The organism is Bradyrhizobium sp. AZCC 1719 (assembly GCF_036924525.1).
In the GTDB taxonomy this organism is placed as follows: Bacteria; Pseudomonadota; Alphaproteobacteria; order Rhizobiales; family Xanthobacteraceae; genus Bradyrhizobium.
The window spans coordinates 2,628,477-2,654,681 of sequence record NZ_JAZHRU010000001.1 but is presented as its reverse complement, the minus strand read 5'-3'; the positions used below and the strand labels follow the sequence as shown (position 1 = coordinate 2,654,681).

Genomic DNA, 26,205 nt, shown 5'->3' with positions numbered 1-26,205 from the left:
TCGCCCGACCATCAGCCACGTCGCTCGACGGCAAACACCTCGATTGCCGACGCGCGGCCGCGCAAGCGAACCTCTCCAAGCGCTTCGGTAACGAAGGCCGGTTTCAGCTTCATGTGTTGCAGCAGGTCGGAAGACACCAGCAAGTTCCGGCCAACCTCCTTGCAGTGCTCCTGCAGTCGCGCCGTCACGTTCACGGTATCGCCGAAATAGGCAAGCTGGCGGCGTGAGCTGCCGCACTCGCTGATCACCACGTAACCGGCGTGCAGGCCGGCGCGGAAACTCGGCACCATGCCGAACTCCTGCCTGTAGGCGTCCGCTTTGTTTGCGATGATGTCGGCAATCGCGAAGAAGCAGTCGATGCAGCGGCCCGCCGACATCCTGTGATCGAGCGGCCACGTCACAATGACTTCATCGCCGACATAGGCGTGAACCTCGCCGCCATGCGCGACGATCGCGCCATCGATGTCGAAGAAGAACCGGGTGAGCAGGCCCTGCACGCGCAATTCTCCCATTGACTCCGCGAGCGAGGTCGAGCCTGCCAGATCGAGAAACATCAATACGCGCGCTTCCCGCACCGGGCTTCGGTAACGCCCGAGCGCCACATTGAACAGCACGCGGCTGCCGACCAGCCGAGTCAGTTCGAAAGCTGACATGATGAGCAGGGACGCGAAGAAGCTAAACGCAACGACAATGGGAAACTTCTCAATCAGCCACTTCGTCTCGATCCATTCTCCGTACAGCGCCATCTGCAAGACCAGCGCCGCGCTCGCGACGACGATGGTCATGGCCGCGGAGCGCACCGCCAGTTCCGCCAGCAGCGGCCATTTGCTGATCCACTCACTTCGTCGCGACGTGAAGTAGAGATGAACGCCCCAGGCGGCCAGCGTTATGCCCATCCCGTGCAAGCTGCTCCGGAGATAGTACGACGGCGTTGCTTCAGTCGGATCGTCGATGAAATAGCGATAGGCTATTCCCCCGAGCAAGCCGATGATCGCCAGGAAAACGGTTGGCCTGATCACGCCCCGCATGTCCCATCCATTCCTCACACAGCCGCCGCCATGAACGCCGCCAGCGCCTCGCGGTCCGCGGGCGGCATGGTGAGGCCGAGCTTGGAGCGCCGCCACAAAATGTCGTCCGGAAAGCGCGCCCACTCCCGTAGCATGAGATAGCGGACCTCTGCGCCCGTCAATTCCGGCCCGAAAGCAGGGCCGAGTTCGCCGCGCTCCTTGGCGTCGCCCAGGATCGCCTTGACGTTCGAGCCGTAGGCCGCGACCAGGCGCCTCGCCTCTTCCTTGCCGAGAAATCGCCAGCGCTCGCGCACTTCCTCGACTTCGTTGTCGAAGCGGTCCCAGGCAAAATCACCGCCGGGCAGCGGCGCCGTTGCGGTCCAGCGCGGCGACATCGGATAGAACGGCGTCAGCTTCGTGACCGCCTGCTCTGCGCGCAGCCGCGACGTCGTGACGTCGCCGCCGAACACGGTGAGCAGCGGCGCCCTTGCGCGGCCGTGGTCGAGCGTCATCGCCCCGTCGCGCCCGCTCGCGGCGTTCCGCACCATGTTGGCCCCGGAAAGCGTACGCACCACGTCGACCGTCTCGATCCGCTCGCGGAAATAGCGGTTCGCCGCATCGCAGAGGTAGGCGACGTCACCGGCCGCCATCGCAACGATGGCGGGATCGCCCTTGAAAGCATGGCTGGCGGTGCCGATCAGGGTAAAATCGCGTTCATAGGGGCTGGCGAAAATCAACCGCCCGTCGCTGTTCTGGAATACATAGATATTGTCGCTGTCGAACAGGCGGCGAACCACGATCTGGTCCATCTGCTCGGCGGCAACCTTCGGCGGCGGCACGCGCAACACCGTCTCGGCGACGGACGACGTCCAGGCGCCGCTGGCGTTGACGATCGCCCTTGCCGTGATCACCTGGCGAAAGCCGCGATCGATCGTCGCCAGCCGCCATTCCTTGCCCCGTTCGGCCCGGGTGCAGCGTGCGCCGCTACGAATCACCGCGCCGCGCGCCGCGGCATCGACGGCCGTGAGCACCACCAGCCGGGAATCGTCCACAATACAGTCGGAATACTCAAAGGCGGTGCCGAACGGCCGCTTCAGCGCGTTGCCGACGGGATGATGCGTGACGTCGACAGTCGCCGAGGCCGGCAGACCGCTGCGCGAGGCAAGCCGGTCGTACAACAGAAGCCATGAGCGCAACTGCCAGTCCGGGCGTTCATCCGAATGGGCGGGAATCGCAAAGCGCATCGGGCGCACCAGATGCGGCGCGATCTTGAGCCAGATATCGCGCTCGGCGAGCGCCGTGCGAACCCGCAAGAAATGCCGGCGCTCAAGGCTCGCCAGATCGCCGTGGATCAGCCGCGGCGAGGCCGACGACGCGCCCGCGGCGAGATCGCCCTGCTCCAGCAGGATGACGCGCAAGCCGCGGCCGGCGGCGTCCCGCGCGATGCTGACGCCGTTCAACCCGCCGCCAATGATCGCGAGATCGTAGTCCGCCATACGCAAGGGTGACTGGAGAGAAGCTGACTTCACTACACTAGGTCATGATGGCCAAAAGTGGATGCCGCTCCTGGAAATCAATCAAGCGCCGCTCAGCCGGTTGCGCCGATCGATGCGAAGAAGCGCTCCGGTCCCTCCAGTTCCACCAGCTTCTTTTTTTCGATCAGCCAGAACCGGTTTCCGACCGTGCGCATGAAGTTGCGATCATGTGAAACCAGCAGGCAGCTTGCCTGATGCTCCAGGAGTTCGTCTTCCAGCGCCTCCTGCCCCTCGATATCCAGGTGATTGGTAGGCTCATCGAGCAGATAGAAGTTCGGCTGGGCAAGCCGCAGCAAAAGCATGCTGAGGCGCGCCTTCTGTCCGCCGGAAAGCCGGCCGATCGGACGGCTCTGCATCGCAACCGACAGGCCTGCGCCGGCGAGTAATGCGCGTGCCCGCTGATCACCAACGTCGAATCGGCTGACGATCGTGCGCATCGGCGTGTCTGCATCTGCAAGGTCGGCAAGATCCTGTCCGCAATAGCCGAGAGCAAGCGATTGCGTAACCTTGATACAGGCCCGCATGGCTTCCGAGTTTTCGATCGCTTGGCGCAGCATCGCCACGAACCGGGTCTTGCCGGTCCCGTTCGGTCCCAGGAGCACGATCCGGTCTCCCTTGCAGATGAACTGCTTGCCGGTCTTGAAAAGCAACCTGCCGTCCGGGGCGGCGACGGCGGCATCGTCCAGCGCAATCAGAACCTTGGCATGTGTTCCGCGATTGGCCAGCTTGATCGTCCCTGCGGATCGCTCCAGGTGCGCGGGCTTTACTGAATCTTCCAACTTCTCGGCTCGCTGCTTCAGTTGCTTCGTCTTTTGCAACAGAAGGTCACTACCGGAATTGACGCCGATATTGTTGAGCTTTGCAGCGCGCTGGCGAAGCTGCTGGGCCGCCTTTACGTCACGTTGGTAGCGCCGCTCATCCGATGCATCCACCTCGCTGAGCGCGGCGCGGGCCCGCGTATAGGGCAACGAAAATATTTGCGACTGCTCGGGTCGCAAAAATACCGTGCGGTTCGTGGTCGCGTCGAGGAAGGCCCGGTCATGGCTCGATATCACGAACGGCATATCGCGCGGCAGCGCGTTCAACCAATTTTCAAGCCAACCGATCCGGGCGAGGTCCAGATGGTTGGTTGGCTCGTCGAGCAGCAACACGTCGGCCTCGGTCACCACGACGCGGGCAAGCAAGGCAAGCCGCTGCCAGCCGCCGCTCAGTTGCTTCAGCGGCCTCCGCCGCAGCGCCTCAGGCACCTCCAGCGACTCCAGGGCCATTTCGACTCGCCAGCTTTCGCTTTGCCGTCGTTCGACGGGTAGCGCCTCGAGCACCGCAGCCTCAAACGGCGTATCCATCAGCACAGACGGCATGTCCTGCTCGACATAGCCGATCGTCAATCCTCGCGATCTAGTAATCTCGCCATCGCCTGGCTCCATCAGGCCGGCAATGCAGCGCAGCAGCGTGGACTTGCCGCGCCCATTGGCTGCGACGAGCCCGATACGGTCACCGGCATTGACGACGAGATTCAGTCGGGAAAACAGCGGAGCGTTCAGCGTCACGCCGAGATTGCGGATGTTGATGACGGTCATGATCTATCCCTGGTCTTGCCGGCGATCACGACGTCCGGGGCATGCAGCCATCACCGGATGTTGGTGTCGGAGCGCGGCGAGTTACCGAAATGCAGGCGCGAGCGAGCAAACGTTCGACGCCGCATTGCCACGGGGGCAGACCAGGAAGAGATTTGCGAAGGGTCTCTGGTCAGCCCTGCAAACGCATTTGCAGGGCGTTGACGGGGCCATGCTGGCGATAGTGCCGGAAAAATGTCGTCACCGCACAGCCCTCCTTTCTCGATCAGATAGGCCGTCAAACTAGCCGGGCCTGCAAAGGAAGGCAAGCAAAGGCCTCGTCGGGCTCAAATCCGAAAAGCCCGAAAGGTTACGCGCTCAATGGCATCATTGGGTCGTGAGACATCGGTGACGCAATTTAGCGGAATCAGGCGCTGGCGAGCTTGCGCGCAGTCTCGACGGCATTTGCGGCACTGCGGCCGACCAGCCCGGCGTAGTGCCCGATAGGCTGGGGCTTGCCGAGGAAATAGCCCTGCACCGCGTCGCAGCCCTCGTCGGCGAGGAAGCCGAGCTGTTCCTGGGTCTCCACGCCTTCGGCAACAATCGACATTTCGAGGCCGTGGCCGAGATCGATGACGGCGCGCACGATCGCCGCCGATTGCGGATTGCGCCCGAGATTCATGACGAAGGCGCGGTCGATCTTGATCTTGTCGAACGGGAAGGCCTGCAGATAGCTCAGCGAGGAATAGCCGGAACCGAAATCGTCCATCGAGATGCGCACGCCGAGCGCCTTCAGCCGCCGTAGCAGTGCCAGACCGCGGTCAAAATCCTCGATCAGCACGCCTTCGGTGATTTCGAGCTCGAGCCGGTCGGGCGCGAGGCCAGTCTCGAGCAGGATCGAATGCACCAGGCTGACCAAATCGCCATGCATGAATTGCGCCGGCGACAGGTTGACGGCGATCTGCATCGGCACCGGCCAGGAGGCAGCCTCCCGGCAGGCTTCGCGCAGGATCCAGACGCCCATTTCGACGATCAGGCCGCTTTCTTCGGCAAGTGGAATGAAATCGCCGGGCGACACGAAGCCGCGCACCGGATGTATCCAGCGCGCCAGCGCCTCGAAGCCGATGACCTTGCTGTTGGCGATCGTCGAGCCCGCCGCGGCCTGCGGCTGGTAGTACAGCGACAATTCGCCGTTCCTGATCGCCATCGAGAGATCCTGGTGCAGCACGCGGCGGTCGCGGATCTGCTGGTCCATCTCCGGTTCGAAAATGCTGATCGAGCCACGCGACTTCTGCTTGGCGCGGAACAGCGCCGCGCCGGAATTGGCCAGCAGCGAAGCCGCATCCGAACCATTATGCGGAAATACCGAGATGCCGGTCGTCACCCCGGTCCGCACCGACTTGCCGTCGATCACGAACTCGTCCGACATCGTCTGCGCGAGTTTTTCGGCAAGCGCCTTGCCCGCCTCCGGCTGCTTGCCGTCGATGATCAGGCCGAACTCGTCGCCGGAGAGCCGGGCCACCACGCCACCCCGGGCGCAGGCCTGGATGCGGCCTGCAACCTCGATCAGGAGCTTGTCGCCCATTGCGTGGCCGAACACGTCGTTGATTTCCTTCAAGCCGTCGAGGTCGACGCACAGCACCGCGAATTCCTCGTCAGTGCCGGCACAGGCCTCGATCATCTGGGCCAGCGCCTGCAGGAAGGCGGCGCGGTTCGGCAGATCCGTCAGACCGTCATGGTAGGCCATGTGCGCCATACGCGACTCGGTCTGGCGGCGATCGGTGACGTCCTCATGGGTCTTGATCAGATATTGCGGCTCGCCGGCCTCGTCGAGTACCGTCATGCGGCGGGTCAGGAACAGCCGCAGCCCGTCCTTGGTGGATATCGGGTGCTCTTCGGTGAGCAGGCCGCGCTTCTTGATCGCGGCCTCGTCGCGCGCGATGATCAGCTTGGCTTCACGCGGATTGAAGATGTCGGTAGCGGTCAGGCCTGTGGCATCCTCGCGGCGGCGATTGAGAATGGTTTCGGCGCTGCGGTTGGCGAGCAGGTAGCGCCCATCGCTGACGCGCTCCACGATCAGCGATACCGGGATGTTGTCGACCACCAGCTCGAGGAATTTCTTGGTGTTTTCGAGTTCGCGCGACAGCGACCGGCGGTCGGTGACGTCGTCGAACAGCGTAATCAGGAATTCCGGCTTATTGTTCTCGTTGCGCGCGACGACGCGGTTTGCGGAGACAACGCGCTTTTCTTCGCCCCGTTCGACGACGTATTCGCTGCGGTGATAGCCTTCCGGCGCGGTCAGCGCCGCCTGGTCCGCCGCTTCGATGCTTTTCGCGGTTTCGGGCCGAGAGATCTCGTCGGCGCGCTTGCCGATGATGTGATCGCGGGAGAAGCGCGAGAATCGCTCGAACGCACGGTTGGCGAAGATATAGCGGCCGTCCTCGATGTTCTTGGCGGCGACGCAGACCGGAACGTTGTCGAGCACCGATTCCAGAAATTTGGTGGTCGATGCCAGCTTGCGCGACAATTGGCGCTGCTCGGTGCAATCCTCATGCGTTCCGATCGTCCCGCCATTGGGCAGGCGGAAGATCTTCGACAACACCGATCGGCCGTTCGGCAGTTCGGTGACGACACCTTCCGGGCGGCGGGCAAGGTTGCCGAACTCCTCGACGGTAAGATTGAGCAGTCCCCGCTCGCGCCGCAGTTGAAGCAGTTCGCGGCCGGTCATGCTGCTCGAAATCTCGGTGCGGCTCAGCCCGTACATTTCGAGGAAACGGTCGTTGCAGAAGACCACGCGGTTTTGCGCGTTGGTCATCATCACGCCCTGGTTGAGATTGTTGAGCGCCGAACTGATGAACGCGCTGCGCTGCAATTGCGCGCGCTTCGCCCCGCGCAGCGCCGACAAAATCCAGATACCGATCGCGGCCAGGAAGGAGACGACGACGATCCCGCCGATCAGGAACTCCCAGACCATGGCGGAATCGAATTCCCCGATATAGCTCGCCGGCGCAAAGCTGCTGGAGGATGCGGCCCCCCACGCCGGCCCGCACGGCGCAGCAATGGCGAGCAGACAGGCGAGGGCCTGCGCCGGAATCCAATTCTTCCGTCCTGCCTGCCGGTTGCTGTCAGCCATTACCCACCCGAGGTTTGCGGGCGGAGTGTCTGGCTTGACGGGTTTGGATCGGGTAAACGACTACCCGCACAATTCTAAAATACGACCCAAATTACGGCAATTGGCCCGACATGATTAATGCTTCGTTAATGGAACTGCGTTTACTGCGTATTTCGAGGCAAACCAACGGGTTGTTCGACAGCTCCACCGAACGCAACGATGATTGCCGAGCGTGGCAAGCGCCGATTCCTGCGCCAGATTTCCGGGCCTGAAGCTGACATGGACAAGGTCGATTGCGTCGTCATCGGAGCGGGGGTGATCGGGCTCGCGATCGCACGGCGCCTGGCCCAGGCGGGCCGCGAAGTCATCGTGCTCGAGGCCGCCGAGGGCATCGGTACCGTCACCTCCTCGCGCAACAGCGAGGTGATTCATGCCGGCATCTATTACCGCGCCGGCAGCCTGATGGCGCAGATGTGCGTCAGCGGCAAGCGCGCGCTCTACCGGTATTGCAGCGACCACGGCATTCCACACCGCAATTGCGGCAAGCTGATCGTGGCGACGACGCCGAAGGAAACCGAGAAGCTGCAATCGATCCGTGCGCATGCCGAGGCCAATGGCGTCGACGACATGCAGTTGCTGACGGGCGAAGCGGCGCGCGAACTGGAGCCGGCGTTGAATTGCGACGCGGCGCTGTTGTCGCCGTCCACCGGCATCATCGACAGCCACGCCTACATGCTGGCGCTGCGGGGCGATGCGGAAGAAGCCGGCGCGGCTTTCGCATTCCACACCCCGCTGCTGCACGCGCGAACCAACACCGGTCGTATCGAAATCGAAGCCGGCGGCGATGCGCCGATGACCCTTGCGTGCAACCTGCTCGTGAACTCGGCCGGATTGGGCGCGCCCGCGGTGGCGCGCAACATTGATGGCATGCCGATCGAAATGATTCCCTGCGCTTATCTCGCGAAGGGCAATTATTTTAGCTGCAGTGCGCGAGCTCCATTTTCGCGCCTGATCTACCCGGTGCCGGAGCCCGGTGGGCTGGGCGTGCACCTCACCCTCGACATGGCCGGACAGGCCCGGTTCGGCCCCGACGTCGAATGGGTCGAGAGCATCGACTATGCGGTGGACCCTGCCCGCGCCGAGCGATTCTATCCCGCGATCCGGCGCTATTGGCCGACGCTGCCGGACGGCGCGCTGATGCCGAGCTATTCCGGAATCCGGCCGAAAATCGTGCCGCCGGCCGTCGCCACGCAGGATTTTCTCATCCAGGGTCCTGCCGATCACGGCATCGCCGGACTGATCAACCTGTTCGGCATCGAATCGCCGGGACTGACGTCATCGCTCGCGATCGCCGATCATGTCGGCGCGCTGGTGGAGCTGTGACATCACCGACAGGCGGACGAGCGCATCGACGCCCATCCGGCCGTGTGGGGATTTTCGATACTTTGCTGGACTACTAGTGGAGGGTTTCGTCGGCGGTTTGCTTCAACCGCTCGATCTGATCCTTGACCATCAACTTGCGGCGCTTCAACTCGACAATTTGCAGGTCGTCTGTGGAAAGGTGCACGAGCGCTTCGTGCAATTCATTCTCGAGAATCTTGTGTTTACGTTCAAGTTCAACAAGATGCGCCTGTAGTGCCATACGAAATCTCCTCGGTGGGTTAAACCTCAGGTTCGATCCGGACGCGCGAGTGTACACCAGTCGCCGAATCTGTCGATGGGTATCCAGAATCGGGGCCTCTCATATTTTCGGATTTATCTGTAACCAATCGTGACTATGGAACCCGATCAGCTTGCGGAGCGGCCTCGCAGGGACGATATTCACCGCCAGCTTCCGAAGAATCCGTTCGCAACCTGATCGCGCTTTCAGCTAACGTACACCATGACCGACGATGATGAGCGCGAGCTTGAAACCGAGCTCGCCAGGCTGCAGCAGGAGCATCGCGATCTCGATGCGGCGATCGACGCGCTGCATCAGTCGCCAGCGCCGGACTTGTTGCGGCTGCAGCGGCTGAAGAAACGCAAGCTGCAATTGCGCGACCGCATCGCCTTCATCGAAGACCAGATCACGCCTGACATCATCGCCTGATCGTTGCGCTTGCCGCGCTCCGTTAGTTCGGCGCGCAACCAGTCCGCCTTCGGCAGATTCTTTTCCCCGACATCCACACGACGCGGCGCGATGAGCTTGCCGGGCGGCCAGCAAAAAAGGGCCTCCGGCTGGCGGATGCGGCTTGACTCGAATAGAACAAAAAGAGAACATGCCTTCCTGCCGCCAGCCTCGGGAGTCCAGCCATGTCCGCCACACCGCCCTTGTCAGACAACAACCGTTACGAGCAGGCCTGCGATCAGGCGATTGCGATGTGCGACGGCAATCTGCGCTCGACCATCAAGGCGCTGATCATGGCGAACGAGTATCTGGAAATCGAACTGGAGGAGCTGCAGGCCGCGATAGCGGCCGGCTGTGTGCCGGCCAAACGTGCGAGTAGCAACGCGGCCTGATCTGAACGATCACACTGGAGCGATACAATGGCCGATGTCACCTACTACGTCGCAATGCCATTCCTGCAGGACGATAGCGGCTCGCCGGTGGCGGGCGCCGCGGAAGAATGCCAGAGCCCAACCACCGCGTTGCGGCGCGCCGAGACGATGTCGCGGATGGCCGGCAGCATCGGCGCCGTTGCCTTCAGCCGCAGCGGCGATCCCATGATGGGTGAATTCGGCGACGCGAAGCTGCTGCGCAAGTTCGGCAACGTGCCGGACGATCTCAGCGGGTTGTAGGAGTCGTCGTAGGGTGGGCAAAGCGCAGCGTGCCCACCATCATGCTCGCCAGAGAGATGGTGGGCACGGCGTAAGAACGCCTTTGCCCACCCTACAGATCTTTGCCTACCCTACGCCTTCGCCTCATGCCGCCGCAGCGCCTTGCGCACATACATGGCGCTGTCGGCCGCTTCCAGCGCGCGGCCGGCTTCGGAGTGGGTATCGAGCACAGAGACGCCCGCGGAGGCGCCCGCGGTAATGGTTCGGCCATCGAACACGAAGCTGAGGCGATCGATCGCCTCCTCCAACGCGGCCGCCTTGGCCCTGGCGTCGGTCTCGCTGAGATTCCACAACAGCAGCGCAAACTCGTCGCCGCCGAGCCGGCCCACCATGTCGGAAGAGCGCACCTGCGCCAGCAGCGCCGCGGCAATGGCCTTGAGCACCTGGTCGCCCGCGGCATGTCCGAAGGCGTCGTTGATCGGCTTCAGCCGATCGACGTCGAGCAAGACCAGGGCACCGCTGGCGCGATACCGCTTCATGTAGGCGATCGCGCGATTGAGCTCGCGCTCGAAACCGCGCCGGTTCGGGATGCCCAACAGGAAGTCGGTATCGGCGGAGGCCTGAAGTTCCTCGATCTGCGCTTGAGTCCGGGCGAGTTGCGCTTTCAGCCGGCGAATCGTCGTCTTGGTTTCGTTGGAAGTTGCCGGCGGCCGGGATGCCGGTGGCGGCGATCGCCGCGGTGCGGATTTTCGCCCGGAAGCCGCGTTTTTGGGGCGTTTTCCGGCCCTGGAGGCGGTCGCCCTGGTTTTCTTCTTCATGGCCTTCCCTGTGCAGGCACGCTTATGAAGGCTTGCCGGGATTCACCAAGACAGGATAGTCCATTCCTGATCCCTTGCCACGCCTTGGATGAGCCCCGGGCCGACCCTATAATCGGCCTATGTTTCTGGATTCCCGAACAGAATTGACGAGATGACCGCACCGATCGCCATCATTATGGGCAGCCAGTCCGACTGGGAGACCATGCGCCACGCCGCCGAGACGTTGGCGGCGCTCGGGATCGGCTGCGAAAAGCGCATCGTCTCGGCCCACCGGACCCCGGACCGGCTGTTCGCCTTCGCCAAGGGCGCCAAGGCTCAAGGTTTCAAGGTCATCATTGCCGGCGCCGGTGGCGCGGCGCACCTGCCCGGTATGGCGGCAGCATTGACGGAACTCCCTGTGTTCGGCGTTCCCGTCGAATCCAAGGCGCTGTTGGGGATCGATTCGCTGTACTCGATCGTGCAGATGCCGGCTGGCGTTCCCGTCGGCACGCTGGCGATCGGCAAGGCCGGCGCCATCAACGCCGCGCTGCTCGCGGCAAGCGTGCTCGCGCTGAATGACCCGGCGCTGGCGACACGATTGGCCGCCTGGCGCAAGCAGCAGACGGATGCGGTCAAGGAGCGCCCGGAGGGTTCGGCGTGACGGTTTCAGACAAGGTGAAGCTGAAGCCGGGCGACACCATCGGAATTCTCGGCGGCGGACAATTGGGCCGGATGCTGGCCATGGCCGCGGCGCGCCTCGGCCTCAAATGCCAGGTGTTTTCGCCGGACCCGGATTCGCCCGCCTTCGACGTGGTGCTGAACGCAACCTGTGCCGAATATGCCGACGTCGAGGCGCTCGAATTGTTCGCCAACGATGTCGACGTCATCACCTATGAATTCGAGAACGTGCCGGCCGCCACCGCCATGGTGCTGGCTGCGCGCCGTCCGGTGTTGCCGGCGCAGAAAATCCTCGAAACCACGCAGGACCGGCTGATCGAGAAGGATTTCGTCAAGCGGCTCGGCGTCGACACCGCCGACTATGCCGACGTGTCGTCCGTGGAAACCCTGCAGAGCGCCATTGCCCGCATCGGCCTTCCCGCCGTGATCAAGACCCGCCGCTTCGGCTATGACGGCAAGGGCCAGGCGATCATTCGCGAGGGCGACGACCCCATTCGCATCTGGGAAGAACTAGGCACCAAATCCGCGATCCTCGAAGCCTTCATTCCCTTCGAGCGCGAGATCTCCGTGATCGCCGCGCGATCGGCGGATGGCCATGTCGAATGCTACGACGTCACCGAAAACGAGCATCGCGATCACATCCTGAAATTCTCGCGCGTGCCGGCCGCGATATCGGATGAGCTGGCCGCACAGGCGCGAGCCGTTGCCGAGAAGATCGCCCATGCGCTCGACTATGTCGGCGTGCTCGCGGTCGAGCTGTTCGTCGTTGCCGGAAACGGCGGACCGCACGTGCTGGTCAACGAGATCGCGCCGCGGGTGCATAATTCCGGGCATTGGACGCTGGACGGCGCCTCGATCTCCCAGTTCGAGCAGCACATCCGGGCGATTGCCGGCTGGCCGCTCGGCACGCCGGTTCGTCACGGCCAGGTCACCATGACCAACCTGATCGGCGACGATATCCTCGATTATGAGCAATGGCTGACGGTTCCCGGCGCCACGGTTCATCTCTACGGCAAGGGCACACCGCGGCCGGGCCGCAAGATGGGCCATGTCACTGAAGTGACTCCGGCAATCAAGAAATAGCTCGCCCGCCGCGCTCTCGCCGAGCGCGCTGCAGATCAGGCGGTCTTCAAGCCTTCCACGACGCCGGCCGGCTCCTCGCTGAGCCAGCGATAGATCGCGCCGCCGAGCGCACCGCCGATCAAGGGCGCCACCCAGAACAGCCAAAGCTGCGCCAGCGCCCAGCCGCCGACGAACAGCGCCGGCCCGGTGCTGCGCGCGGGATTCACCGACGTGTTGGTGACGGGGATACTGACGAGATGGATCATCACCAGCGCCAATCCGATGGCGAGCGGCGCAAAGCCCGCAGGCGCCTTGCCATGGGTGGCGCCCATGATGATGAACAGGAACGTCATGGTCATCACCACTTCGGTGATGAAGCAGGCCACCATGCCGTACTGACCGGGCGAATGCGCGCCATAGCCGTTGGAGGCAAAGCCCTTGGCCAGATCGAAGCCGGGCGCGCCGCTTGCGATCACATAGAGCAACGCCGCGGCAGCGACAGCACCGATCACCTGCGCGATCACGTAAGGAACGATCTGCTGTGCCGGAAACCGTCCGCCGGCCGCGAGACCGATCGTGACGGCGGGATTGAGATGACAGCCGGAGATGTGGCCGATCGCATAGGCCATGGTCACGACGCTCAGGCCGAATGCCAGGGACACACCGACCAGGCCTATACCGACCTCTGGAAAACCGGCGGCGATGACCGCGCTGCCGCATCCCGCAAAAGTGAGCCAAAACGTGCCGATCGCTTCAGCGGTATATTTTTTGGTATTCATACTCGCCTCCCGCATGTTTTTGCGTAGCTGGATGCTAGGGAGGTGCCGTGAAGGGCTCGTTATTTGAGGAAATCGGCGTCTGCAGGCCTAATCCCGCCGATTTTCCGGGCTTTTCCGGGCCGGAAACCGGCTTCTCAGGTGGACATCTGCGGTTTTGTCTGCTACATGCCCGCGCTCAGGGTTGAGGGCCAGGCCTTTCGCCAGCCTTTCGCTTTACCAGAATTCCTATCCGATCAATTGAAAGAGGATGCCGCGTGCAGGTTCTCGTCCGCGATAACAATGTCGATCAAGCCCTCAAGGCGCTGAAGAAGAAGATGCAGCGCGAGGGTATCTTCCGCGAGATGAAGCTCCGCGGCCATTACGAAAAGCCGTCCGAGAAGAAGGCCCGTGAAAAGGCCGAAGCCGTGCGCCGCGCGCGCAAGCTGGCCCGCAAGAAGCTGCAGCGTGAAGGCTTGCTGCCGATGAAGCCCAAGCCGGTGTTCGGCGCCGGTCCGGGTGGCGACCGTGGTGGCGCTGGCGGCCGTGGCCCGGGCGCAGGTCCGCGCGGACCGCGCTAAGCACTTCGCTAGATTTGAATGAAAAACGCGGGCCTTGGGTCCGCGTTTTGTTTTTCGCGATCTTGTTCCTCAGAATTCGGGTGCGCCGGAAAATCGGCGCTCTCGCGCGCGGCCCTGCTCGATCACCCACATCGCCGTCGACGCCGTTGCGGCCATTTTGACCGATGCATTTTGCGAGCCCTCGGGTTACCTATGCCATGTTCGACGCGCGAGTATTCCGCCGCATGGCCGTTACCGATTGCAATACACTTCACCGCGCTTCGCGCTTCACGGCCGGATCCATCGTGCTGCTCGCGATCGTTCTCGGCCTGCCCCTCGGCGGCTGTTCGTTCGACTTGGGATCGTGGGGATCGGATAGGGAAAAGCCACAGGCAGTCGAGCAGAAACCGACCGGCACGATCAGCGGACAAAGCGTCAGCGATGCCCAGGGTCACGCAACGCGCGGCCAGACGCTCGCCAAATCCGGCAAGGCCGAGGAAGCGCTCGCGGAATTCGAGCGCGCGCTCGCACTCGATCCCTACAACGTGCAGGCGCTGTACGGCCGCGGCCTGATCTATCAAGCCGACAAGCAGCATGAGCAGGCGATCGCCGATTTCACCGCGGCCAATGGCCTGACGCCGCAACGGGTCGAGCCGCTGCTGGCGCGGGCGAGCAGCTACCTTGCCATCGACAAGGCAAAGGAAGCCGCTTCCGATCTGGACGAAGCAGTGCAGGCCGATCCCAACAGCGCGCAAGCCTGGTCGGCACGCGGCGTCACCTATGAGCGCCTGGGCGACAAGGCCAAGGCGTTCACATCCTACGGCCGTGCGCTCGCGCTCCGCCCCAAGGACGACGCCGCACGAAGCGGGCTCGCACGCACCGGCGGCTAGAGTCTTCTATCGAAGACCGCAGATTATTTCGGGAGCACTGCGTGGAAGATCGACTTCGCAGTGGACAGCGCGTCCTCGGCAGCCGCCGAGGCGCGTTCGCGGACGGAAGGCGCGGCAACTTCGGCACGCAGATCGAGCGGGCGCGAGACCGGAATTTCGGCGGGCGGGACCGGGCGGTTCGGGTCGATGGCCTCAGCATAAGGCGGCCGTGGCTGCGGCGAAACCTGACCATTGGGTTCGCCAGCGGGTGGGCCCGAGAGCATGACCGGCGGCGGCAGCGGACGAAGCGCGGGCGCATTCACGGCAGCAGGCGCATTTGCGACCCTGGATGTTTCGGGGGCACGGGGTGCTTCAGGAGCACGGGCCGTCTCGGGGGCGCGCGGAGGAGACGTTTCGCCGTTGGCGCGCAGGCGTTCGATCGCGGCGCGCGCCAGATCGTTGGCATCGCGCCGTTCATCCGGCGTAGCCGCAGTCTCGACCGGGGCGGCGGCCGGCGCAGCCGCCACCACCGGAGTAGCCTGGGACGCCACAGGCTGCACGGGCGACGGCAGTATGACCCTGATCTTTTCCTTTTCGCGTGGCGCCGCTGCATGACGGCGCTGGTCGGCCGGATTGCTGGCGGCGTCGGCCGGATTCTCGGCCGATTTCACATCGGACTTAGGATCGGAAGACTTGGATTCGGAAGACTTGGAATCGGAAGACTTGGAATCGGAGGACTTGGAATCGGAGGACTTGGCATCGGCTTTGGCGTCAGCCTTCGCTTCGGACTTTTCTTCCGCTTTCGCTTGGGCCTTTTCAGCCGCCGCCGGTCGTTCGGCAGCGGTCTTCTCCATGATGGCCTTCTCGGAGATACCCCTCGCCTTGACGCCTGCGGCCGGAATATTGCTCACGCTGGCCGTGGTCTCGGACCCCTTGGTATCGGACGTCTTGGCATCGGATTTGGCTGCAGCCTTGCTGGGATTGGCGGCCGCCGACGCCGCGGCGGGAGCGTCCGCGCTGGGCTTGGTCACGATGTAGTGGTTGACGATGTACGCCCCGATGACGGTTGCAGCCACCGAGGGGAAGATGTCCACCGCAAATTTCTTCACGTAGTTCAGCATTCCGGCCACTCCCCACGGCGCCCCAATTGCCGGAACTTTGAGGCACATTGAGGGATCAACTACGACGGATCGATGGCAATTCAGCAGTTCCTGTGCAGGTGCAGCGACGTCTGCCAATTGCCCTGCGAGTTCCTCCCAGAGCCGTGGGCACGGCACCCGCAACCAAGCTGGAACCCGAGAGAGGCTCAGGGCTTCAGCTCGACCTCCAGAAACACAATCTCGCTTGCGGTCTCGTTCAGCACGTCATGCTGGACGCCGGCCTTCCGGAAATAGGATTTGCCGGAGGCGAGCTGCGCCTTGGTGCGTTCGCCGTTCGGCGCGACGATGGTCATCTCGCCCGAGGTTATCGGCACGATCACGTAATCCATCTCATGGGTGTGATGGCCGGTAGCACTGCCGGGCGCCAGCCGCCATTCGGTGACGCGGACTTCTGATGTGTCGACCTGAACGTCGGACTTGGCGGCAAGCATTTCATTCTTCTCCGATTACGGCACGAACACCATAAACACGAACACAGCAAACACCACCATATGTACCAGCCCGAACAGGATGTTGGTGCGGCCGGTGCCGAAGGTGAGAATGCTCAGGAAGAACGTGAGCAGCAGCAACACCATGCCCTGACCGTTGAGCCCGAGCACGAGTTCCTTGTCGAGCACGTAGGTAGCCAGGCCGACCGCGGGAATAGTCAGCCCGATGGTCGCCAGCGACGATCCGAGCGCGAGATTGATGCTCTTCTGCAGATCGTTATTGCGCGCGGCTGCAATAGCGGTGACTCCCTCCGGCAGCAGGATGAGGAGCGCGACCAGCACGCCGGCGAACGCCGGTGGGGCGCCGATCATCGCGGTCACGACATCGACCACCAGCGAAAATTTCTTCGCCAGAAGCACCACGGCGAGTAGGGAGATAAGCAGCAGCCCGATGCTGAGCGCCAGCATCGGATTCGAGAGGGATGAGGTTTCGGCGGCAGCACCGGCGCCTCCCTTGATGAAATAATCACTGTGCCGGATCGTCTGGGTATAAAGGAACACGCCGTAGAGCATGAGCGTGACCAGGTCCACAAAGCCAAGCTGCGCCGCCGAATAGATCGGTCCCGGCGCCGTCAGCGTATAATTCGGCATGATCAGCGTAATGGTCGACAGCACGAACAGCACGCTGAGATAAAGGTTGGCGCCGGAGACCTGGAAATCCTGCTCGCGGTAGCGCAAGCCTCCGATGAAGATACACAGGCCCACGAGGCCGTTGCACACGATCATCACCACCGCAAACACGGTGTCGCGCGCCAGCGCCGGCTGCGGCTTTTCGCCGAGCATGATGGTCGCGATCAGCGCGACCTCGATGATGGTGACAGCAAGCGTCAGCAGCAGCGTGCCATAGGGTTCGCCGATCCGCTCGGCTATCACCTCGGCATGGTGCACGGCTGCGAACACGGTGCCGAACAGGATTGCGAGCAGCAGCACCGCAAACACGAACCCGCCAACCGACGGCGTAAAGTTGAGCCCGAGGCCGGTGGCCACGGCAAACAGCACCATCGCCAGCGCGGGGAATATCCAGGCCGATCGCGGCATCGGTCCATGTGCGCTCATGCGGTTACGTTCCCGACCGGTTCGTGGACGGAAGGTATGCCCGTCCATGCTGCGACCATCCCTGCGCAAGGTTGATAAAATTCCGCGCGATTTCAATCGCGCCGAAATTGTCCAGATCGTTGTGACCTCCGCGGGCGAGGCGGACAAACCGTTTCGGCTCGTTCGCCAGCGCGAACAGCCGTTCGCCAAAGGCAACGGGTATCGTGGGATCGAGCGCGCCATGCATCATGAGCAGCGGAACCCTGATCCGGGTGATGTGCCGATCGGAGTGGAATTGATCGCGCATCAACAGCCGCACCGGCGCGAACCAGAACGCGGACGCGGCGACGTCCACAATGGAAGTATAGGACGATTCCAGGATCAGCTTTCCGACCGGCTTCTCGCCCGCCAGCGCAACTGCGACGCCGGTGCCGAGCGAGAATCCCCACGCAACGATTCTGTCCGCGCTGTATCGCGCTGTCGTGAAAGCATAGGCCGCCGCGGCATCCTGCAGCAATCCCTGCTCGCTCGGCTGCCCGCTCGAGCCGGCATAGCCGCGATAGGAGAGCGCGACGATTCCTATCCCGTCGGCGATCAGGCCGCGAAAACGGCCGAAGAAGCCGGCGAGATAATCGCCATTGCCGTGGAAGTAGAGGACGACCGGACGCCCCGGCTTGGCCGGAACATGCCAGACGATGACCTTCTCACCGTCGGCGGTGGCCAGGACATGTTCTTCTGCTTCGGGAAAGCCCGCCGCTTGCGGCGGCGTGCGCGCGCCCGTCGGGGCAGGAAACAGCACGGCGCGCTGCGCGAAGAACAGCGCGAGCAGGCCGCAGATATAACCCGCCGAAGCGATGATCAGCAGCCATTTCAGCCCGGTCATGAACTTCCTGCTAGCGCGTTACATCCCCTTGACGACGTTCTCGGTGACCTTCTTGGCGTCGCCGAGCAGCATCATGGTGTTATCGCGATAGAACAGCGGATTGTCGATGCCGGCATAGCCCGATGCCAGCGATCGCTTGATGAACATCACGGTGCCGGCCTTCCAGACCTGCAGCACCGGCATGCCATAGATCGGCGAGGTCTTGTCTTCTTCCGCAGCCGGGTTGGTGACGTCGTTGGCGCCGATCACGAAGGCGATGTCGGCCTGGGCGAATTCGGAGTTGATGTCCTCGAGCTCGAACACCTCGTCATAGGGCACATTGGCTTCGGCGAGCAGTACGTTCATGTGGCCAGGCATGCGCCCCGCGACCGGGTGAATCGCGTACTTCACCTCGACGCCTTCCTTCTTCAGCATGTCGGCCATTTCGCGCAGCGCGTGCTGGGCCTGTGCCACCGCCATGCCGTAGCCGGGCACGATGATGACCTTGGAGGCGTTCTTCATGATGAAGGCGGCGTCGTCGGCCGAGCCGAGCTTGGCGGGCTTCTGTTCGCCGGAGCCGCCGCCCGCGGCCGCCGTTTCGCCACCGAAGCCGCCAAGGATGACCGAGATGAACGAGCGGTTCATCGCGTGGCACATGATGTAGGACAGGATCGCGCCGGAGGAGCCGACCAGCGCGCCGGTGATGATCAGCGCGGAATTGCCGAGCGTAAATCCGATGCCGGCCGCGGCCCACCCCGAATAGGAGTTCAGCATCGAGATCACGACCGGCATGTCGGCGCCGCCGATCGGGATGATCATGAGCACGCCGAGCACCAGCGCGATGATCGTGATCAGCCAGAAATCGAGCGCGCTGCCGGAGCGGACCAGGCCGAAAATGAAGAACACCAGCGCAAGCGCGAGCGCGATGTTGATGATGTGGCGTCCGGGCAGGATGATCGGCGCACCGCTCATGCGTGCCGAAAGCTTCAGGAAAGCGATCACCGAGCCGGTGAAGGTCAGCGCGCCGATGGCGACGCCGAGCGACATTTCGACCAGGCTGGACGCGTGAATCGCGCCGGGCTTGCCGATGTCGAAGGCTTCGGGCGCGTAGAAGGCGCCGGCGGCGACCAGCACCGCGGCCATGCCGACCAGCGAGTGGAAAGCCGCGACCAGTTCCGGCATCGAGGTCATCGGCACCCGCCGCGCGATCACGGCCCCGATCGCCCCGCCGATGGCGATGCCGAGAATGACCAGGACCCAGGCGATGCCGTCCGCCGGCGGATGACTGGCGAGCGTGGTGGCGACCGCGATCGCCATGCCGATCATGCCGAACAGATTGCCCTGGCGGGACGATGCGGGACTGGACAGCCCGCGCAGCGACAGGATGAACAGCACACCCGCCACGAGATAAAGAACTGCTGCCAGATTGGCGTTCATCTCAGGTCCCCATTTGACTTTGTCACCACGAGGTGCACGCCACTCACTTCACCTTCTTCTTGTACATCGCCAGCATGCGCTGGGTGACAAGAAAGCCGCCAAATATGTTCACGCAGGCGAAGATCAGCGCGATGAAGCCGAAGCCGCGCGCCCAGCCCGAGCCGCTCGAGATCATGCCGACGCCGACCGCGAGCAGCGCACCGACCACGATCACCGAGGAGATCGCATTCGTCACCGACATCAAAGGCGTATGCAGCGCCGGCGTCACCGACCAGACCACGAAGTAGCCGACGAAGACGGCGAGGACGAAAATCGACAGCCGAAATACGAAGGGGTCGACGACTTGGGCGACATGCTCCATGGCTTCTCTCCTTAGGCTTTCGGCTGGAAGTTCGGATGGATGACGGCGCCGTCCTTGGTCAGCGCGGTGGCTTTCACCAGTTCGTCTTCCCAATTGACCGCGAGCGCCTTGTTCGCCTTGTCGACCAGCGTCTCGATGAACGAGAACAGGTTGCGGGCGTAAAGGCTCGAGGCCGATTGCGCCACGCGGCCGGCGACATTGGTGTAGCCGACGATCTTGATGCCATCGACATCGACGACCTCGCCCGCCTTCGCGCCTTCGACGTTGCCACCGCGCTCGACGGCGAGATCGACCAGCACCGAACCCGGTTTCATCGATTTGACCATCTCGGCGCTGACGAGCCTTGGCGCGGGGCGGCCCGGGATCAGCGCGGTCGTGATCACGATGTCCTGCTTCTTGACGTGCTCGGCGGTGAGTTCGGCCTGCTTTGCCTGATACTCTTTCGACATTTCCTTGGCGTAGCCACCGGCGGTCTGGGCGTTCTTGAACTCTTCGTCCTCGACCGCGAGAAATTTGGCGCCGAGCGATTCGACCTGCTCTTTGGTGGCAGGACGCACGTCGGTTGCGGTAACGACGGCACCGAGCCGGCGCGCGGTCGCAATTGCCTGCAGACCGGCAACGCCGACGCCCATTACGAACACCTTCGCCGCCGGCACGGTGCCGGCCGCCGTCATCATCATCGGGAACGCGCGGCCAAACGACTCGGCCGCCTCGATCACCGCACGGTAGCCGGCGAGATTTGCCTGCGAGGACAGCACGTCCATGACTTGTGCGCGCGTAATGCGCGGCATCAGTTCCATCGCAAATGCCGAGACGCCGGCCTCCGCGATCGTCTTCAGCGCCGCCTCATTGCCGTAAGGGTCCATGATGGCGATCACCAGCGCGCCGCGCTTGTACTGCGCCAACTCGCTCGCTTCAGGCCGCTTCACCTTGATGATGATGTCGGCGTCCTTCAGCGCATCCGCGCTGACGGTGGCGCCGACGGCGGTGAATTCGGAATCCGGCAGGCCCGACTTGACGCCCGCACCCGGTTCGATCGCGACTTCGGCGCCCAGCGCCTTGAACTTCTTGACGGTGTCCGGGGAAGCGGCAACCCGCGGTTCGGACGGATCGATTTCCTTGGCAACGGCAATTTTCATGAGGCCTCCCCGGCGCGGCGGGCGCGCGCAAGCAAACTAGCGTCTTTTTCGCTTAGTTGGATACCGGTTTCGCAACCGGCATGCGTGCGAATTTCTGGCCACCGCCGGGGCCGGCGGTGCAGGCAGCGACGCGTCAGGTCAGGAAATAACCCATCAGGGCGACAATGATTACGACGGCGACGGTGCCGTATTTGACCAACATGATGAACCCTTCATAGGTCTGCTCATGGGCCGGGTAGTCGTTGCCGTCAGCGGTCGTGTAGGCCACTTCGTTATGGTCTGCCATCGGTATCCCCAGTCAAAATCCGCGTTTCTCGCGTGCAATTACCGCAAAGCGTTTGGGAGGGCAACGGCCCCTTTCCTATCGGGTCATTCGGAAGGCCAATTATCCCGGATCCAGCGGGCCAGGCTTTCTTCGCTGACCTCGCCGGCGGCGAGGGAGAGGATGATGGCGGTGGCGTGCGCCGGATCGGGCGCAAAGGGTATATCGTTGACGCGCAAGAAGACCATCATGGCGTGGAACGCGATCCGCTTGTTGCCGTCCACGAACGCGTGATTACGGGCAAGACCGAACGCATAGGCTGCGGCGAGCGCTGCCATATCGGTCTGCCCGTAATTCCATTGGTTCACTGGCCGCAAAATCGCCGACTCAAGAAGGCCACGGTCTCGAATGCCTTCCGGTCCACCGAATATCGCCAGTTGCTCGGCATGCATGTCGATGACTTCATCGACATCGAGCCAAATTGGCTCACTCATTTTGCAAGCGCTGCAAACGTATCGCGATATTCGTGCATGACCTTGCGGGCGATTTCCATGGTCCGCGCGTGCTTCGGATTGAAAGGTGAGAGCCGCAGACTGCCATCCGGTTGCTCGACCGGATAGAACTTGTCTCCCTCCTTGAGATTGAGCCGGGCAAGAAGCTCTTTTGGCAGGATCACGCCGACCGAGTTACCGATCTTCCGGATTTGAAGGGCGGTGTCCTCCAGCCTGTATTCGCGAGAGGCTTCCTCCATTCCGCGAGGGGTTTTGCTCATGGCACCAGCTCCGTGTTGTACAATATGTATAACACGGCCTTACGGTCCGTTCAACAAATGTTTTACGCGGGGTTCTCCACTCGGTCGCTCGGCCAGAAAGCGAGCCGCCCCTAAGCCACCACGAAATCGAAACGCCCGGCGAGCCAGCCGGCGTTCTTGGCGGTGCGTATCAGCAATTCCTTGCGAAACAGGCCGTCAGTGCGGTTCAGCGCTTCGCCCGGGAAATAGAGCTGAGTGGTCAGCACGCGGCCGCCGCGCGGCTGCACCTTCACGTGGATATGGCGTGTGCGGCCGACATAGGCGCCGGGCACGATGCTGCGCAACCTGTAGCGCCCTTCCGCATCGGAGAACTGGTGACCGCGCAAGCGAAAACCGGAATTGTCATATCGGCCCTTGTCGTCGGCCTGCCAGAAGTCCAGCAAGGCTCCGCTGACCGGCGTGCAGGCGCGGGTAAGAACGAAGCCGACCAGTTCGATCGGCTGTCCCGCCATGCCTTCTTCAATCAGCTCGGCGCGCTCGGGTGAAGAGCGCTTGAAGTACGGCCCTTCGGTCTGCGCCAATGTTGCGGTGTCGCCGTCATGGCATTCCGGGGTGAGGGCTAGCGGGGCCTCAGCAATGCTGGCGTCAATCGTGAGCAGCGAACCGGCGGCGAAGACGCCCGCTCCAAGCACCGCGCGCCGTGTCGGGGTGTCGATCATGGGGCACTCCCCTCTTGTCGCCGCTATCATGTAGGGTGACAGCGGCGGAAATTGTATCCGCGCCCATCACAATTCCGTTCGTGCCCGGGGCCGAACCCGTCAGCCCATCGCTTCCAGCTCGTCGATCATGCCTGCGATGACCGACAGCCCGCCGTCCCAGAATTTGGGATCCCTGGCATCGAGGCCGAACGGCTTGAGCAATTCGGAATAATGCTTGGTGCCGCCGGCTGCGAGCATGGCGAGATAACGCTCGGCGAAACCCTCGGTGGCGTTTTCGTAGACGGCGTAAAGCGAGTTCACCAGGCAATCGCCGAACGCATAGGCGTAGACGTAGAACGGCGAATGGATGAAGTGCGGAATGTACATCCAGAAATTCTCGTAGCCCGGACGGATGTCGATGGCCGGCCCTAGGCTTTCACCCTGCACGCTGAGCCAGATCTGGCCGAGGCGCTCGGCGGTCAGTTCGCCGTTCTTGCGCTCGGTGTGCACGGCGCGCTCGAACGAATAGAACGCGATCTGCCGCACTACGGTGTTGATCATGTCCTCGACCTTGCCGGCCAGCAGCGCCTGGCGCTGCTTGGCGTTTTTGGTCTGCGACAGGAGCCGCTTGAAAGTCAGCATTTCGCCGAACACGCTTGCCGTCTCCGCAAGCGTCAACGGCGTCGGCGCCATCAGTGCGCCGTTCTTCGCCGCCAGCACCTGGTGCACGCCATGGCCGAGCTCATGCGCCAGCGTCATTACGTCGCGCGGCTTGCCCTGGTAATTCATCAGCACATAGGGATGCGCCGAGGGCGTGGTCGGGTGCGAGAACGCGCCCGGCACCTTGCCCGGCCGCACCGGCGCATCGATCCAGCGGTCGGTGAAGAAACGTTCCGCGATGTTGGCCATCTCGGCGGAGAAGCCGCGATAGGCCGTCAGCACCATCTTCTGCGCCTCGGGCCAGGCGATCGTGCCGGCCGCCGCGAACGGCAGCGGCGCGTTGCGGTCCCAATGCGCCAGCTTCTTCTTTTTGAACCAGCCGGCTTTCAGATTGTAGTAGCGGTGCGACAGCCGCGGATAGGCCGCGCGAACCGAGCCGACCAGCGCATCGACGACCTCGCGTTCGACGCGGTTGTTCAGGTGGCGCGAATCCGCAACGTCCTGGAAGCCACGCCAGCGATCGGAAATTTCCTTGTCCTTGGCGAGCGTGTTGGTGACGAGGGCAAAGGTCCGCTCATTATCCTTGAACGTTTTCGCCAGCGCCTGCGCGGCGGCCTTGCGCTTTTCCGGCGCACGGTCCTGCAGCAGATTGAGCGTCGGCTCGATCGCGAGCTCCTTGGTCCCGACCTTGAAGCGCAGGCCGGAGATGGTCTGGTCGAATAGCCGGTTCCAGGCGGCATAGCCACTCTGGGATTTTTCGTGAAACAACTGCTCGACGCGATCTTCGAGCTGATACGGCTTGTCCTTGCGCAGATCCTCGATCCACGGCCGGTAATGCGCGAGCTCGGGCGTTTGCATCGCGCGCTCGATCACGGCGTTTTCGATGCGGTTGAGTTCGAGCGCGAAGAACAAGAGATGCAGCGAGGCCGCCGTCAGCCGCTCGGAGACGTCGCCGTAGAATTTGGAAATCACGGGATCGACGCTGTCGCCGGCATGAACCAGGCCTGCGTAGGAGCCGAGCCGGCCGGCCAAATCGTCAATCGCCTCGTAGCGCCTGACCGCCTCCGCTAGCCAAAGACCGCCCTCATCGCGGGCAACGCTTTCCGCCAGCTTGCCTTTGTAGTCCGTTTCAAACGCGACGCAGTCGGTATCCATCTTCTGCAGATCGCGTGCGATTTCAGCCGCGTCGATGCCGGAATAAAGATCGGCGAGGTTCCATTCCGGCAATTTGCCGGTTTTGGGTTTGGCTGCGCTCGCCTTGCCGCCCTTGACGGGCTTACGGGACGTCTTGACGGCTCGGGAGGTCGCAGATTTTGCGCTCATGGCACTTTCAAAATTGGGAGGTGATTGGGAAATTGGGCGAGATCAGGCGAAAGCCGAAAGCTGCGGTGCCAATTGGACAAGCAGCTCCTCGCTTTCGGCGAGCATCGGCTCGATCCTTTCGTGCATCACACCACGGATCGCACACCACAACACGATCACGCGTACCATAAGCCACGACGTGCTCGGGACTGCCGCCCGCGCGTGCAGAACGACCAGATCGAGGTTTCGGTGCTCGAAGAGCAGCCGCCCCCATCCATCCTCAAGGATATAGCGTCCGCCGATCCGCGAGACGCACAACTCGCAAGCCTGATCCGGAAGCGGTCCCAGCAGGTAGAACTGGGGATCGCGCTTCTCCGTCATGCCGGTTTCCCATTCGCGTCCGGTGCCCGGCGCAAGCGCTGCGTTCAGAGCCGCAACGATGGTGCTGAGTTCTCGCTCGCTCCACTCGCCCGCATCCTGTTTGCGCTCGAACGCAACCACACTCATGTGCTTTCCGCTCCGAACAGCAGCCGGTGCAATTCCGGCTCGTAGTACCTTAACAGATGCCTAGCGAAGGCGGCCGGTTCAAGACCCAATTCGCCGGCCCAAGCTCCCATAATTTCAGTTGGAACTCGACTGAACCCGTTCTCGACCTGGGAGATGAACGTGTAATATTTCAGGCCGAGGCGGGCAGCGAGATCCGCCTGCGACAATTCGGCATCAGCCCTTCGCTGCTTCAGCCAATCCCCGGCCAGTTTCCGCAACTGCTTGGCGTCCGGCGCGACCTTAGCCGGCTGACGTTCAGCGGAACCATCTTGATGTTTTACTCGTTTCATGATTACTAAACTATCTGGAATGAATGACCGGGTAGGTAATGTTCCCTACCACAATCTCAGCTCGCGAATAAGAATCCGATGGCTTTCTTGGACCGCAGTCAGATTGTTGAAACGACCGCCCGCTCCCCTGCGGCTCGCGGCAAGGAGTTGTTCGCCGGCATCCTGCTCGTGGCGCTGATTGCGACCGTAGGAATCCGGAACGTGGTGCCGGCGGATGCGCTGGCGCCCGCGATCGTCACCCTGCTCTTTGGCGTTGCCGCATTAACGGCCGGCTTCGCGCTGCTCTGCCGGCGCGACCGATTCCGCATCATGTGGTTCGACCTCGCCGGAAGCCTGACGTTCATCGGCGTCGTCCTGTCCGTCCTGATCGAACCGGATCAACTCGTCGAGCTCTTCGCCCTTTCCGACCAACCTGAGTAACGGAAGCAGTTTTCGCAGCCTGACTGCGCCCTTTTACATGTGCGTCCAAGCCCGGGCCCCTCTGGCAGTTCACGCGAACTGCGATGTCGGATTGGACACTTCAACG

General features: G+C 62.9%; 29 protein-coding genes and 1 pseudogene. 9 read left to right on the top strand and 21 right to left on the bottom strand.

Annotated features, from left to right (window positions below; genetic code table 11):
- Positions 1-11 precede the first annotated feature (11 nt).
- The 4 genes from V1292_RS12560 to V1292_RS12545 form a co-directional block, all read right to left on the bottom strand.
- Positions 12-1,028, bottom strand: coding sequence for an adenylate/guanylate cyclase domain-containing protein (locus tag V1292_RS12560; protein ID WP_334372874.1), 1,017 nt, complete (start codon positions 1,026-1,028; stop codon positions 12-14).
- A 14-nt stretch (positions 1,029-1,042) separates the two neighbouring features.
- Positions 1,043-2,503, bottom strand: coding sequence for a glycerol-3-phosphate dehydrogenase (locus V1292_RS12555; RefSeq protein ID WP_334377023.1), 1,461 nt, complete (start codon positions 2,501-2,503; stop codon positions 1,043-1,045).
- A gap of 92 nt (positions 2,504-2,595) precedes the next feature.
- Positions 2,596-4,122 (bottom strand): ABC-F family ATP-binding cassette domain-containing protein, encoded by a 1,527-nt coding sequence (locus V1292_RS12550; protein WP_334372872.1) that lies wholly within the window; start codon positions 4,120-4,122, stop codon positions 2,596-2,598.
- Positions 4,123-4,525: 403 nt separating this feature from the next.
- Positions 4,526-7,231, bottom strand: coding sequence for a sensor domain-containing protein (locus V1292_RS12545; RefSeq protein WP_334372870.1), 2,706 nt, complete (start codon positions 7,229-7,231; stop codon positions 4,526-4,528).
- Positions 7,232-7,411: 180 nt separating this feature from the next.
- Between V1292_RS12545 and V1292_RS12540 the strand changes: the two are divergent.
- Positions 7,412-8,593, top strand: a pseudogene (locus V1292_RS12540) (NAD(P)/FAD-dependent oxidoreductase); the annotation flags it as partial.
- A gap of 73 nt (positions 8,594-8,666) precedes the next feature.
- Here V1292_RS12540 and V1292_RS12535 read toward each other — a convergent pair.
- Complete coding sequence (locus V1292_RS12535; RefSeq protein WP_057858669.1) at positions 8,667-8,852, bottom strand: YdcH family protein; 186 nt, start codon at positions 8,850-8,852, stop codon at positions 8,667-8,669.
- Between the two features lie 240 nt (positions 8,853-9,092).
- Between V1292_RS12535 and V1292_RS12530 the strand changes: the two genes are divergently transcribed.
- From V1292_RS12530 to V1292_RS12520, 3 genes are all read left to right on the top strand, one after another.
- A complete protein-coding gene (locus V1292_RS12530) occupies positions 9,093-9,299 on the top strand; it encodes a YdcH family protein (RefSeq protein ID WP_028350152.1) in 207 nt (68 codons plus the stop codon).
- Positions 9,300-9,502: 203 nt separating this feature from the next.
- Entirely contained in the window at positions 9,503-9,709 is a 207-nt protein-coding gene (locus V1292_RS12525) for a hypothetical protein (RefSeq protein ID WP_334372868.1), read from the top strand.
- A 27-nt stretch (positions 9,710-9,736) separates the two neighbouring features.
- The gene (locus tag V1292_RS12520) at positions 9,737-9,988 is read left to right on the top strand and encodes a hypothetical protein (protein WP_028350150.1); all 252 of its coding nucleotides are present in this window, start codon (positions 9,737-9,739) and stop codon (positions 9,986-9,988) included.
- Positions 9,989-10,098: 110 nt separating this feature from the next.
- Here V1292_RS12520 and V1292_RS12515 read toward each other — a convergent pair whose 3' ends face one another.
- A complete protein-coding gene (locus V1292_RS12515; protein WP_334372866.1) occupies positions 10,099-10,785 on the bottom strand; it encodes a GGDEF domain-containing protein in 687 nt (228 codons plus the stop codon).
- 151 nt (positions 10,786-10,936) lie between these two features.
- Between V1292_RS12515 and purE the strand changes: the two genes are divergently transcribed.
- Positions 10,937-11,425 carry a 5-(carboxyamino)imidazole ribonucleotide mutase gene (gene purE / locus V1292_RS12510; protein WP_334372865.1) on the top strand — a complete coding sequence of 163 codons (489 nt, stop codon included), beginning with the start codon at positions 10,937-10,939 and terminating at the stop codon, positions 11,423-11,425.
- Entirely contained in the window at positions 11,422-12,525 is a 1,104-nt protein-coding gene (locus V1292_RS12505) for a 5-(carboxyamino)imidazole ribonucleotide synthase (protein WP_334372864.1), read from the top strand. Before purE ends, V1292_RS12505 begins: the two co-directional genes overlap by 4 nt.
- A 35-nt stretch (positions 12,526-12,560) precedes the next feature.
- Here the strand turns inward: V1292_RS12505 and aqpZ are convergent, their stop codons facing one another.
- On the bottom strand, positions 12,561-13,283 hold the full coding sequence (gene aqpZ, locus V1292_RS12500; RefSeq protein WP_334372863.1) for an aquaporin Z: 723 nt from the start codon (positions 13,281-13,283) through the stop codon (positions 12,561-12,563).
- Between the two features lie 254 nt (positions 13,284-13,537).
- On the opposite strand from aqpZ, the gene rpsU reads away from it, so the two are divergent.
- Positions 13,538-13,840 (top strand): 30S ribosomal protein S21, encoded by a 303-nt coding sequence (rpsU, locus tag V1292_RS12495; protein WP_028350145.1) that lies wholly within the window; start codon positions 13,538-13,540, stop codon positions 13,838-13,840.
- A gap of 197 nt (positions 13,841-14,037) precedes the next feature.
- Positions 14,038-14,709 carry a tetratricopeptide repeat protein gene (locus V1292_RS12490; protein ID WP_334372861.1) on the top strand — a complete coding sequence of 224 codons (672 nt, stop codon included), beginning with the start codon at positions 14,038-14,040 and terminating at the stop codon, positions 14,707-14,709.
- A 23-nt stretch (positions 14,710-14,732) separates the two neighbouring features.
- Here the strand turns inward: V1292_RS12490 and V1292_RS12485 are convergent, their stop codons facing one another.
- From V1292_RS12485 to V1292_RS12420, 14 genes are all read right to left on the bottom strand, one after another.
- Entirely contained in the window at positions 14,733-15,809 is a 1,077-nt protein-coding gene (locus tag V1292_RS12485; protein WP_334372860.1) for a hypothetical protein, read from the bottom strand.
- Between the two features lie 185 nt (positions 15,810-15,994).
- On the bottom strand, positions 15,995-16,279 hold the full coding sequence (locus V1292_RS12480) for a cupin domain-containing protein (protein WP_028351303.1): 285 nt from the start codon (positions 16,277-16,279) through the stop codon (positions 15,995-15,997).
- 15 nt (positions 16,280-16,294) lie between these two features.
- Complete coding sequence (locus tag V1292_RS12475) at positions 16,295-17,392, bottom strand: calcium:proton antiporter (protein ID WP_334372858.1); 1,098 nt, start codon at positions 17,390-17,392, stop codon at positions 16,295-16,297.
- Positions 17,393-17,396: 4 nt separating this feature from the next.
- The gene (locus V1292_RS12470; protein WP_334372857.1) at positions 17,397-18,254 is read right to left on the bottom strand and encodes an alpha/beta hydrolase; all 858 of its coding nucleotides are present in this window, start codon (positions 18,252-18,254) and stop codon (positions 17,397-17,399) included.
- 18 nt (positions 18,255-18,272) lie between these two features.
- A complete protein-coding gene (locus tag V1292_RS12465; RefSeq protein WP_334372855.1) occupies positions 18,273-19,670 on the bottom strand; it encodes an NAD(P)(+) transhydrogenase (Re/Si-specific) subunit beta in 1,398 nt (465 codons plus the stop codon).
- 43 nt (positions 19,671-19,713) lie between these two features.
- Positions 19,714-20,031: a proton-translocating transhydrogenase family protein gene (locus tag V1292_RS12460; protein WP_018453812.1), complete on the bottom strand. Its 318-nt coding sequence runs from the start codon at positions 20,029-20,031 to the stop codon at positions 19,714-19,716.
- Positions 20,032-20,042: 11 nt separating this feature from the next.
- Entirely contained in the window at positions 20,043-21,170 is a 1,128-nt protein-coding gene (locus V1292_RS12455) for a Re/Si-specific NAD(P)(+) transhydrogenase subunit alpha (RefSeq protein ID WP_334372852.1), read from the bottom strand.
- A 133-nt stretch (positions 21,171-21,303) separates the two neighbouring features.
- Positions 21,304-21,456 (bottom strand): aa3-type cytochrome c oxidase subunit IV, encoded by a 153-nt coding sequence (locus V1292_RS12450; protein ID WP_138831019.1) that lies wholly within the window; start codon positions 21,454-21,456, stop codon positions 21,304-21,306.
- Between the two features lie 83 nt (positions 21,457-21,539).
- Positions 21,540-21,926: a type II toxin-antitoxin system death-on-curing family toxin gene (locus V1292_RS12445; protein ID WP_334365052.1), complete on the bottom strand. Its 387-nt coding sequence runs from the start codon at positions 21,924-21,926 to the stop codon at positions 21,540-21,542.
- Complete coding sequence (locus tag V1292_RS12440) at positions 21,923-22,183, bottom strand: AbrB/MazE/SpoVT family DNA-binding domain-containing protein (RefSeq protein ID WP_334369030.1); 261 nt, start codon at positions 22,181-22,183, stop codon at positions 21,923-21,925. Before V1292_RS12440 ends, V1292_RS12445 begins: the two co-directional genes overlap by 4 nt.
- A 131-nt stretch (positions 22,184-22,314) precedes the next feature.
- A complete protein-coding gene (locus tag V1292_RS12435) occupies positions 22,315-22,902 on the bottom strand; it encodes a dioxygenase family protein (RefSeq protein WP_334372849.1) in 588 nt (195 codons plus the stop codon).
- A 99-nt stretch (positions 22,903-23,001) separates the two neighbouring features.
- Entirely contained in the window at positions 23,002-24,864 is a 1,863-nt protein-coding gene (locus tag V1292_RS12430; protein ID WP_334372847.1) for a M3 family oligoendopeptidase, read from the bottom strand.
- 42 nt (positions 24,865-24,906) lie between these two features.
- Positions 24,907-25,344 (bottom strand): hypothetical protein, encoded by a 438-nt coding sequence (locus V1292_RS12425; RefSeq protein ID WP_334372846.1) that lies wholly within the window; start codon positions 25,342-25,344, stop codon positions 24,907-24,909.
- Between the two features lie 2 nt (positions 25,345-25,346).
- A complete protein-coding gene (locus V1292_RS12420) occupies positions 25,347-25,679 on the bottom strand; it encodes a helix-turn-helix domain-containing protein (RefSeq protein ID WP_334372845.1) in 333 nt (110 codons plus the stop codon).
- A 78-nt stretch (positions 25,680-25,757) separates the two neighbouring features.
- On the opposite strand from V1292_RS12420, the gene V1292_RS12415 reads away from it, so the two are divergent.
- The gene (locus V1292_RS12415; RefSeq protein ID WP_334372843.1) at positions 25,758-26,099 is read left to right on the top strand and encodes a hypothetical protein; all 342 of its coding nucleotides are present in this window, start codon (positions 25,758-25,760) and stop codon (positions 26,097-26,099) included.
- The last annotated feature ends 106 nt before the right edge of the window (positions 26,100-26,205 follow it).